General features: G+C 70.0%; 8 protein-coding genes. 3 read left to right on the top strand and 5 right to left on the bottom strand.

The window, feature by feature from the left end; genetic code table 11:
• Both FRW57_RS11535 and FRW57_RS11530 read right to left on the bottom strand, forming a co-directional pair.
• Nucleotides 1-2,208 (bottom strand): glycoside hydrolase domain-containing protein (locus FRW57_RS11535; RefSeq protein WP_152186042.1); only part of this gene is annotated, 2,208 nt, incomplete at its 3' end.
• 140 nt (nt 2,209-2,348) lie between these two features.
• The gene (locus FRW57_RS11530) at nt 2,349-3,176 is read right to left on the bottom strand and encodes a PHP domain-containing protein (RefSeq protein WP_152186041.1); all 828 of its coding nucleotides are present in this window, start codon (nt 3,174-3,176) and stop codon (nt 2,349-2,351) included.
• Between the two features lie 82 nt (nt 3,177-3,258).
• Here FRW57_RS11530 and FRW57_RS11525 point away from each other — a divergent pair, with 82 nt between their 5' ends.
• Nucleotides 3,259-3,474 (top strand): biotin/lipoyl-binding carrier protein, encoded by a 216-nt coding sequence (locus tag FRW57_RS11525; RefSeq protein WP_137119561.1) that lies wholly within the window; start codon nt 3,259-3,261, stop codon nt 3,472-3,474.
• Between the two features lie 102 nt (nt 3,475-3,576).
• Here the strand turns inward: FRW57_RS11525 and FRW57_RS11520 are convergent, their stop codons facing one another.
• Nucleotides 3,577-6,525 (bottom strand): M36 family metallopeptidase, encoded by a 2,949-nt coding sequence (locus FRW57_RS11520; protein WP_152186040.1) that lies wholly within the window; start codon nt 6,523-6,525, stop codon nt 3,577-3,579.
• A gap of 254 nt (nt 6,526-6,779) precedes the next feature.
• Between FRW57_RS11520 and FRW57_RS11515 the strand changes: the two genes are divergently transcribed.
• A complete protein-coding gene (locus FRW57_RS11515) occupies nt 6,780-7,010 on the top strand; it encodes a hypothetical protein (RefSeq protein WP_152186039.1) in 231 nt (76 codons plus the stop codon).
• A 1-nt stretch (nt 7,011) separates the two neighbouring features.
• Nucleotides 7,012-7,419, top strand: a complete 408-nt coding sequence (locus tag FRW57_RS11510) for a type II toxin-antitoxin system VapC family toxin (RefSeq protein ID WP_152186038.1) — start codon at nt 7,012-7,014, stop codon at nt 7,417-7,419.
• 31 nt (nt 7,420-7,450) lie between these two features.
• On the opposite strand, the gene FRW57_RS11505 is transcribed toward FRW57_RS11510, so the two are convergent.
• Together FRW57_RS11505 and FRW57_RS11500 are read right to left on the bottom strand one after the other, a co-directional pair.
• On the bottom strand, nt 7,451-8,872 hold the full coding sequence (locus FRW57_RS11505; RefSeq protein ID WP_152186037.1) for a glycoside hydrolase family 3 N-terminal domain-containing protein: 1,422 nt from the start codon (nt 8,870-8,872) through the stop codon (nt 7,451-7,453).
• A gap of 323 nt (nt 8,873-9,195) precedes the next feature.
• Nucleotides 9,196-10,150: glycosyltransferase family 4 protein (locus FRW57_RS11500; RefSeq protein ID WP_152186036.1), on the bottom strand; the 955-nt coding region annotated here is incomplete at its 5' end.

Raw genomic sequence — 10,150 nt, 5'->3', positions numbered from 1 at the left:
CGCACCCGCCGGCACCGGCGAACCAGAAACCCCGGCGACCCTGACCCGCACGCTCTCACCCGCAGCCAACGCCGTCCGCCGCGGATTCGCCGTCTCCCCGGACCGCGTGTCCAACACCCGCACCGGCTCCACCGCGTGGAACAAGCCCCAGGCGGAGGGCCGCGCGGCGTTGGACGGCTGCGAGGCCGGACCGGTCCCCACGACGTTGGTCGCGCGCACGGTGAACGTGTAGGTGGTGTCGTTGGTCAGACCCGACACCACGGCGGACCTCGCGGAACCGGAGACACGCGCGGTCGCCCCACCCGGGGACGCGGTCACGGTGTAGCCGGTGACCGCGCTGCCGTTGGACGGGGCGGCAGACCAGCTCACGGTCGCGCGAGCGTTGCCGGCGACGGCGGAGACCGAGGTCGGTGCGCCCGGGACGGTCGCCACCAGCTCGAAGCGCATGGCGTCCACGCCGATCCTGTCCGTCGTCGGCCCGGGGCCGTCATCGGCCACGTGCACGGTGACGGAGCTGCCGGAGCGGGCCAGATAGGTGCCGAGCGAGGTGTACCGCTCGACGCCGTCCGAGGTGACCGCCCCTTGGTCGACGACCTTGTCGGTCACGCCCTTCGCATCGGTCACGGTGTAGTGGGCCTGGGCCGTCGCATTCGTCTCCGGGATGCTGGCCGAGACACGGTAGAGCCCACGCGACAGCCTCGGCGACCAGGTGGCACCGTTGTACTCGGTGCCGTCGCTGCTCGGATGGGTCCAGTAGGACATCGCCCGGCGCCCGTAGGGGTCGTTCTTGCGCCAGTAGTCCATCTTGCCGGTGAAGACGAAGGACGTGCTTCCCGGGCCATACGTGCGAGTGCCGTAACTGACCGGCACGGCCCGGCCGGCGACGGCGCCGTCGAGCCAGTTGGCGTCGATGTTGATCGTCGAGCCGCCCCAGCTCTGGGTCAGCGTGTTGTACTGGTGCAGCCGCTGGTGCCTCGACCAGTACCCGTCACGGAAGTCCGGGTAGGAGGCCGAGTCGGAGGTGGTCTGCAGGCCGTTCCAGTGCGCGAACCACACATCGTCCGGCGGTGCGAAACCGCTGGATCCGACCGCGTTGGACATGTCCACCATGAGCGACCCGCTGCCGCCGTAGACCCCGGAGCCGTAGCCGAGCCGGTGCAGCTCGTTGGTCCACGCCGTGACGAAGGTGAGCACCGTTGCGGTGCACGCCGCGTCCCCGCGGGCGTAGCCCTCCATGTTGTAGTAGATCGGAGTGCCCGCACCGAGGCCGAAATACTGTGCCCGAGTGACCGCATCCGCGGCGTTGGCCTTGCCCTGCGCCGCCGCCTGGGCCGGGTCGATGTGGGCGAGGTTGTCCTGGATGACGCAGGGCGCCTGCGGGCCCACCCACAGGGGCATCAGGCCCCAACCCATCCCTTTGACCTGGTCCACCCAGGCGGCGGAGAGGTTGCCGTCGGGGCAGGCGCGCATCGACCCGCCGAGGTAGATGCCGACCGAGCGGTAGGGGGAGGACAGCCAGTCGTCCATGACGGCGGTCGAGGGGGCAGCACAGGTGTCGAACCCCATACCGCCCGCGGTGGACTGCGCCGGTGCGGTCGCCGTGGAGAGGCTCGCGGTGCGTGCCAGGTCGCGGCTGGTGCCCTCGGCCGACGCGCGGTCGGACGTGGACGGCTGCGCCGACGACGCGGTGGAGGTGGGCGACGCACTCGAGAGCACGCGGTCGACCACGGTCGGGTCGGCAGCCCACGAGACCTCGGCCTCGACTCCTCGGCCGGTGAACGAGACGTGCTTGACGTGTCCGCCGGCGTCCGAGCGGACGACCGCGTCGAGTCCGCCGACCTTCGCGGAGGAGCGGGGCAGCGACCGGGCCTGCGGGCTGGCGGGACGGAGCCAGACGGTGTCGGACCGACCGATCGCCCGAGCAGGGCAGTCCTGGTCTGCACCGGGAGCACCCAGGTAGACGGCGTTGCGGTCCAACCGCACACAGGTGTCGGGGGCGGACGTCAGGTCGTGGACCGGCCAGGTCGAGGGCACCTCAACCTGGATGCCCCGGTAGCTCACCGTCCGGAGCTCCTGGTGGTCCACGCCGGAGCCGGCGACGGAGCTCGTGGTGGCGGAGTAGGCGGGAGCAAGCGCGGTCGGGTTGAGCGACAGCGCCATCACCAACACGCCGAGCCACGCGAGCCGGGCACCGAACCGGCGAGCCATGCGATCCCTCTTTCACGAACGGTCGTCCATCACGATCTGGGTCAGCCCCCGAAGAGCGAGCCAAGCATGGCACGGGACGCATGGCATTCGGTGCCGCGGCCACGGGCGAATTCGTCGTGAGGCCGAGGACGACGCAGAGGTCAGGTGCCGGCCAGCTCCCGGATCCGCGCGAGCGTCTCCGGCGGAGTCGTCCGCTCGCCGAGCTGATTGAGCTTGCCGGTGCCGTGGTAGTCGCTTGACCCGGTGACGAGGAGTCCGAGCCGACTCGCCAGCGCGTCGCCGTGCGCGACCGCCTCGGCCGAATGGTCGCGGTGGTGCACCTCCAGCCCGCCCAGACCGGCCGCCGCCATCTCCTCGATCACCTCGTCGCCCACCGTCCGTCCCCGCGCCGCCGCAAACGGGTGCGCCATCACCGGCACGCCCCCCGCTTCACGGACCAGCCGCACCGCCTCGACGACGTGGGGTGCGTAGTGGGAGACGAAGTATGGCGAATCGTCCCGCAGGTAGGAGGCGAACGCCACGTCCCGGTCGGCCACGATCCCCGCCGCCACCAACGCGTCCGCGATGTGCGGCCGACCGATCGTCGAGCCGTCGCGCGCCTGGGCGAGCACCTCGTCATACGTGATCGGCACGTCCCGGGCGAGGCGCTCGACGATCCGTTGCGCGCGGGTCTCACGGCTGACCCGTGTCTTCTCCAGCTCTGCGAGCAGGCCCGGGTGCGTGGGGTCGATCAGGTAGCCGAGCAGGTGGATGCTCGTCCCCCGGTGCGCGCAGGAGATCTCGATGCCGCGGACCAGCCCGATGCCGAGTCGCTCGGCCTCCGCCGACGCCTCGGCCCAGCCCGCCGTGGTGTCGTGGTCGGTGATCGCCACCACGTCCAGGCCAGCCCGTCGAGCCGCCCGCACCAGCTCCGCCGGGCTGTCCGTGCCGTCGCTCGCGGTGGAGTGGGTGTGCAGGTCGATGCGCATGGCCCAAGGCTAGGCGGGCCGGGTCACGCCTCACCTCGTCGGCGTGCCGCCCGGAAGACACGCTGCCCGTAGAGTCGGCGGCATGACGCAGCGGATCGCCTCGGACCTGGTGGCCAACGTCGCCCTCGTGCACGTCCGGGTCGGCAGCTCGGTGCAGGCCGGTGACGAGGTGGCGCTGCTGGAGTCGATGAAGATGGAGATCCCCGTCGTGGCCGAGGAGCCCGGCACCGTCACCGACGTGCGGGTGACCCCCGGCGACGTGGTCCAGGAGGGCGACGTCCTGGTCGTCATCGACTGACCGATCCCTTCGGCGACCGTGGGATCGGGGCCGTGACACGTCGGTGCCGGGCCGGCATCCCTCTGCAGGCAGCCGACCCGGCACCGACCGGACGCGCGCCGCTCAGCCGCCGCTGGGCGCCCCGTAGACCTCGACCTCACTCGAGTCGAGGAACTGCACATCCGGCCCACCCTGCGGGTCGAGCATCGTGTATTTCACGTACTGCACCCCCGTCGCGCCCGCGCTCGGCGTCACCGGGTTGAGCTTGCCGAGGTTGCCCGCGCCGAAGGTGCCCTGCGCGGCCATCGTCCACGTCGTGCCGTCGGGCGAGGTCTCGACCGTGTAGCCGGCCGTGGCCGCCTCGGGCCCGTCACCACAGGTGTTGGACGGGTCGATCGCCACCGTGCTGATGTCGACCGCCTGCGGCAGCTTGATCACGACGTACTGCCCACCGTCGGCCGCGTCACTGCCCCAGCCCTGGCCGAGCGACTGGTCGATGATCGACGAGGGACCACAGCCGTATGGCGTGTAGTCCGGTCCGGTGAAATCGGTCACCGAGGCGCCACCGGCTGAAGCCGCCCAGTCACGCACGAGCGACCAGTCCTTGGTCGTCGAGCCGCGGCCGACCGACAGCGTCGTCACCTGGGAGTCGTAGCCGGCGCCACCGACGAAGACGTCGGGATAGGTGCCGGGGATGATCCCCTCGATGGTGTAGGTGCCGTCCGCAGCGGTCGTGGCGGCGTAGTCGCCCGGGAACCCGGAGTTGTGACCGCCGAACGCCACCGTGGCACCGGCGACTGGATCGTCGGTCGACTGGTCGGTGACCGTGCCGGTGACCGTGCCGCGCGGGGTGTCCGCCGGCGGCGGCGTGTTGAAGTCCTCCACCGGGTGCAGGTCGTTGCCGTCGACGGTGCCGGCGAAGAAGCCCATCCCGCGGTGCGCGAAGACCGTCCAGACCTTCTTCACGTGCTGGCCGCCGTAGATCGCCTCGTCCGCCTGGAGGATGGAGTTGCGCATGTCCAGGTATGACGGGTAGGTCGGCGACAGCTCCATGGCTCGCGTCACGAGCGACTCGGCCAGCTTGGGCCCGACCGCGGTGCGCAGGTCCCACAGCGTCTGGGCCCAGATCTCACCCGCGGCATGCACGTCGCCCGTCGCGTCGTAGATCCGGCCGAAGTCACCGTAGGTGTAACCGCCGGGCGCGGTGCCCTCGGTGCCCGGGCACGCCGCGGCGGCGGAGCCGACCGGGCAGTCGATGCCCTCGCTGCGGATGCCCTTGCCGGCGCCGACGTAGACGCCGAGCGTGACGTCACCGTCGGTGGCGGCGTCCTGCTGCAGTTTGTGGTTGACCAGGTAGTCCTGGGCATACCAGTCGCTCCACGCCTCGCCCATCGAGCCGCCTTGCACCGAGTCCAGCGCCGGGTTGTTGTTGGCGTCGGTGACCAGCCGGTGCGACAGGCCGTGGGTGTATTCATGGAAGACGATGTCCGCCTCGTCCGAGCCCATGGTCGGGATGAACCGGTCGATGTAGTGCGGAGCGCTCCACAGGTACATCTGCATGGTCGGCGAGATGCCGTCCGGCGGGGTGGCGAAGTTGGCGTTGTCGATGTGGCGCAGGTCGGGCAGGCCGTCCGCGGTGTCCGCACCGTCCAGCGACTCGTTGTGCACCGGGTCGCCGCCCTTGCCCTGGCCGCTGGAGTTGACCTGCTGGAAGTTGCCTGCGGCCTCGGTGAAACCGATCGGCGCCTTCTCCAGGTAGTCGTGCCAGGTGTTGATGAAGTAGAAGTTCTGCACCCCGGTGCGGGACTCGTTGTCCTGCCAGGAAAACGGCGTCTCGGGCAGCCAGGTGCAGGCCCACGTCGCACACCGGTCGACGTCCTTGGGCGGGGACGTCCTCACCAGCGGGAAGATGTAGCCCTTCCTGCCGGTCGGCGCGATCTCCTCGCCCGAGTCCGCGACGTTGTTGTCGTTGACGTCGCTGTAGGAGTGGACGTTGTTGCCGAACAGGACGACCGACCCCCGCGGCAGCCAACCCCTCTTGTTGAGGTTGACCCGGTGCGTCTTGCCGCCCGAGCCCGGGGCACCTGGATACCAGTCGAAGACCCTGGCCGCCTGCTTCTTGGCCCTCACCTGCTTCGCCGCTTTGCGCGTGTTCGGTCCGTTCTTGGCCGGGACCTCCGTCCGCGCCTGGCCGACAGCCGAATCCACGAGGTCGGAGCTCAGGAAGTCGCGGTAGAGCACCCGGCCGCTCTCGGCATCGATCACGGCAAGCGTCGGCTGGGACGCCGACATGGTCACCGTCTGGATCGCCCGGCGGGTGCCGCCCGGAGTCTGGAAGAGGACCTCCTTGCCACTGTCGCCCTTGGCCGGCGCCACATCTGCCTCGCCGACGTCCTTCTTGGCCGCGCGGATCGCCTCGTTGACGCTGAGGCCACCCCGCACCGAGGCGGGCGAGTGCAGCCCGGCGACGGGCGAGCCCGTCACGTTGATCAGCCGGCCGTCCTTGGTGACGTTCGCCTTGAGGCCGTTGCCGAACAGCGGGACGCCGTCGACCTTCTGGACGAAGGACAGGTGGCGGATGCCCGCGATGTCGACGTAGTCGCGCGCCAGCTCGAGGTGGTCGAGGTCGCTCGTGCTCAGCTTGAAGACGGCCGCGTGGTCACGGACGTAGGACAGCGCGATGCTGGCGGCGGACGACGCCGACGGGCCGGTGAGCAGGCCGTCGAGCCGGCTGACCTGCCGCGGCGTGCCGGTGAGCGGGTCGATGTCGATGACCGACTGGGTGCCGAGCTGCTGGGACAGCTCGCGGACCGCGGGCCTCGCCTGCAGCAGTGCCGACTTGCGGGTGTTGGCCTTCCTGGCCGCCCTGCTCGTGCCCTGCCGGACGTCGATCGTGGACTGCTGCTCCGCCTTGTCCGCGGAGTGGCCCTTGCCCGAAGGCGAGGAGGTATGGGTCGTGCTGCGAGGGCTGGATGGGCCACCGGTCGCGAACGCGGGCTGGAACGCCAGCAGGCCGGTGGTGCAGGCAGTCGCTATCGCCAGGGTCGTGCCGACCCTTGAGCGTCGAGACATGCTTCTTCCCTTCGGGGAATGGACAGGAACTTCCCGATCCTGCTCCCCGAAACCCCAGCCGACAACTGTTGCCGACGTGTTTGCACCAGGGGTAAGGAATGCTCAGCACGCCGCTGGACAAACCTTGACCAAATTCAGTCGTGCCCTTGACCTTCCGCCCCTGCGCCTGCCCACCAGATCCCCCGCGACCGAGCCGGGCGGTGCTTCCACAGCGAGTGCATGCAGAGTTCATGAACATTCGGTACCCTGTCACCATGAGCACCGAGACTCTTCAGGTCCGCGACGTCCCGTCGCAGGACGCCCAGGCGCTGCGTGCACGCGCGGCGGCTCGCAACATGTCGCTGTCGAGTTACCTGCGGGAACTGATCCACGAGGACACGTCTCGTCCGGCCATGACGGAGGTGCTGGCGCGGATCGCTTCTCGGAGCGCCGTCGAGGCAAGCGGCGAAGACATCAGATCATTCATCGACGAAGATCGTCGGTGAGATGACGGTTGTCGTCGATGCCTCGATCGTCGTTCGCCTCGTGCAAAACCGGCGTGGCGATGCCGAACTGCGTGAGAGGTTCGTCGGACAACGACACGTCCACGCGCCGGCGCTCATCGATGCCGAGGTGACGTCGGCGATACGGGGCCTTTTGCTGACCTCCAAACCGTCGATCCGAATCACCGACGAACGCGCCGAGCAGATGCTCGATGACTTCAGGGATCTGCCCATCGTCCGCTATCCGATGCAGCCCCACCAGCGGCGAGTGCTGGCGCTGCGTGACAACTACACGGCATACGACGCGTTCTACCTGGCTCTGGCTGAGTCCCTGGACATGCCGCTGCTCACCGACGACCGAAAGTTCGCCAAGTCGCCCGGGTCCATCGCCGTGATCGAGACCTGGCTGTAGCCAAACCGATCTAAGGAGGACCAGCCGGAGCTCAGCGCTGGTGGTTGAGGTAGCGCTGCAGGGCTGCGACCGTGCGCGCGTTCAGCGAGCTCGACCCGTCGTGGCTGATGCCGAGGAAGTTCTGCAGCGCCGCCTGCGAGTTGGGGCCCCACACGCCGTCGACGCCCGTCCCGATGACGCGCTGCAGGCACTCGCGGGTGTTGGTGTCCCAGCTGCCCGTCCTCGTGGAGAGCAGGTAGACCTGCAGCGCGCTGGCCGTGGCGGCGTCCATGCGCCCGTTCACGGTGAGCGGCGCATACCACCTGAGCAGCCCGAGGGACTGTTTCGCCTGCAGCACCCGCAGCGCCGACTGGTTGACCCGGGCGCGGAACGCCGAGTTGCTCTCCGCCTTGGCCACCACTGCGTTGACCATGCTCGGCAGGGTCGTCGTGTTGCCCGTCAGCACGAGGTCCCCTCCGGCGTCGATGAACTCGATCGCCCGGGTGGCCGGGCTCCGGGCCTGCACCTGCTTGGCATTGCCGAGGTCGTCGCTGACGATGACCCCCGTGAAGCCCAGCTTGTCCCGCAGCAGGTCGGTGACGATGGTGTGCGAGAAGGCCGCCGGGTGGTTCGGGTCGATGTGCTCGTAGTAGGCGGTCGACACCATCACGAACTTGCTGTGGTCGGCGATCGCCGTCTTGAAGGGGTTGAGCCAGGTGGAGCTGGCGTAGGTCGTCCGGTCCACGACGCCGGAGTGGGTGTCGGTGTTGTAGCGCACCCGACCGAGCGTCGGGAAGTGCTTGGCCGTCGTGCCCACCCCGCGCGAGCGCATGCCCAGCAGGAACCAGCCGCCCTTGCTCGCCACCACACTCGGCGTGTGGCCGAACTCCCGCTGGTAGTAGCCGATCGGCTGGTTGTAGGGCGCGAACGAGCTCGACACGACGTCCATGACCGGCGCCAGGTTGACGTTGACCCCGGCGCTGCGCAGCTGCCAGGCCCACGCCCGCGCGGACCGGTAGAGCGTCGAGTCCGACCAGGTGCCCTGGGTGAGCGCCGTCGGCATCCGGGAGAAGCCCGGGCCCTGCAGGACCTGCACGTAGCCACCCTCCTGGTCGGTGGAGACCAGGAGGTTCGCGGCGGCGTCGGTCTGGTGCGTCGAGAGCCGCTGCAGCCCGTCACTGACCTTGCGGGTCGCGGTGACGCCGGCTGTGCTGCGTCCGGTGAGGATCACGTTGCCGACGTGGTAGGTGGTCAACGCCGACCTCGTCGCGCTGCTGACCCCCGCGGCGGCGCCGCCCACCATGAACAGCTGGCCCACCCGCTGCTGCAGGGTCATCCGGCTCAAGAGGGCGGAGGCCGAACGGTTGTGGATGCCGACCGGCGAGGCGTCTGCGGCCGACTGTGGGACCGCGCCGATCGCCGGTGCCGCGGTCAGTGCCGCCGCCAGGACTCCTGCTGCCACGAGCTTGCCCATGGTCGTTCTCCATCGTGCTCATGGAGGGCGGCACCGCGGTCGCGGATCCGCAGCTGGTGTCGTTCCCCGAATGCTGTTTGACTCACCGTATGACGTGTGGAAGGGCCATGCGGTTGGTCTTCGGCAATTCGAGTCACCCGGGGCGAGCGGCAGGTCTGGCCGACCTTCGCCAGCGCGGGTTGCCATGCTGCGCCGGGTGCGTGCTCAGTTCAGGCCGCGTCTCAACCCGCCGGAAGCGGTCCGAGCTGAGCAAAGCCGCCCGCGACGAGCACCGACGTGCTGCCTGTATGCCGGGCTGGTCGGCCCGGGCGGCACACTGACGGTCAGCGACCGCCGAGGCTCACGTCGACGCTGGTGCGGGTCCGGCTCGAGCGGTGCCGGCCGGAGCGGGCGGCTGCCGCGGCATACCCCTTGTCGATCAGCGGCAGGACGGCCGACCAGTCGTAGCCCGGCAGGGTGGCGCGGTTGTGCCGCAGGATGGTCTCCCGCGCGGCGTCGTCGCGGCACAGTCGGGCGATCTGCTCGGCCATGGCCCGGTCGGAGTCGACCAGGTGCCCCTCGATGCCGTCGGTGATGATGTCGGCCACGCCGGTGGAGCGCTTGGCCACCACCGCGAGTCCGGCCGTGCGCGCCTCGAGCACGGCGATGCCGAAGGACTCGAGGTTGGCAGGCGCCAGGTAGATGTCGGCCGACCGGTAGAGGTCGTGGATCGCGGGCCGTTCGAGCGAGCCGGGCAGCTCGACCCAGTGCCGCATCCCGGTGGCATCGAGGCGCAGCTGCATGGCCGCACGCCAGGTGCCGTCGCCCACGATGACGGCGCGCAGCGGGATCTCGTCGGGCACGAGCCTCCGGACCAGACGCAGCATCCCCAGCAGTGCGAAGGGCCGCTTGCGGCGGACCAGGCGCATCGCGCTGACGAGCGTGACCGCCTCGCGCGGCTCGACCCGCGGTTGCGGCGTCCAGGCGCTGGTCTCGATGGCATTGGGCAGGATGAGGATCGGCTGCGAGGGGCCAAGGGCCTTGCCCAGCGGTCCGGCGGCAGCCTCGCTGACGGCGGCCCACTGGATCGGGAGGGTGTCCCAGTCGCGGGCGAGCGCCGTGGCCCGGAAGAACGCACCCGCTCCGGACCACATCGAGTGCACGGTCACCAGGGCCGGCACGCCCGCCTTCGCCGCCGCCTCGGCGGTCCGGGCCGCGAGCACCGACATGGTCGACACGTGGGCGTGCACGACGTCGACCTCGGCGAGCAGGGCCGGGTCGGGCGCGTGACCGTGGACG

Origin of the sequence: Segeticoccus rhizosphaerae (assembly GCF_009192725.1) — a bacterium.
Classification (GTDB): domain Bacteria; phylum Actinomycetota; class Actinomycetes; order Actinomycetales; family Dermatophilaceae; genus Segeticoccus; species Segeticoccus rhizosphaerae.
This window is presented reverse-complemented; position numbering and strand designations above follow the sequence as displayed.

Coding starts and splice junctions, on each gene's coding strand:
- FRW57_RS11530 (WP_152186041.1), bottom strand. CDS start 3,176: ATGCGCATCGACCTGCACACCCACTCCACCGCGAGCGACGGCACGGAC.
- FRW57_RS11510 (WP_152186038.1), top strand. CDS start 7,012: ATGACGGTTGTCGTCGATGCCTCGATCGTCGTTCGCCTCGTGCAAAAC.
- FRW57_RS11505 (WP_152186037.1), bottom strand. CDS start 8,872: ATGGGCAAGCTCGTGGCAGCAGGAGTCCTGGCGGCGGCACTGACCGCG.
- FRW57_RS11520 (WP_152186040.1), bottom strand. CDS start 6,525: ATGTCTCGACGCTCAAGGGTCGGCACGACCCTGGCGATAGCGACTGCC.
- FRW57_RS11525 (WP_137119561.1), top strand. CDS start 3,259: ATGACGCAGCGGATCGCCTCGGACCTGGTGGCCAACGTCGCCCTCGTG.
- FRW57_RS11515 (WP_152186039.1), top strand. CDS start 6,780: ATGAGCACCGAGACTCTTCAGGTCCGCGACGTCCCGTCGCAGGACGCC.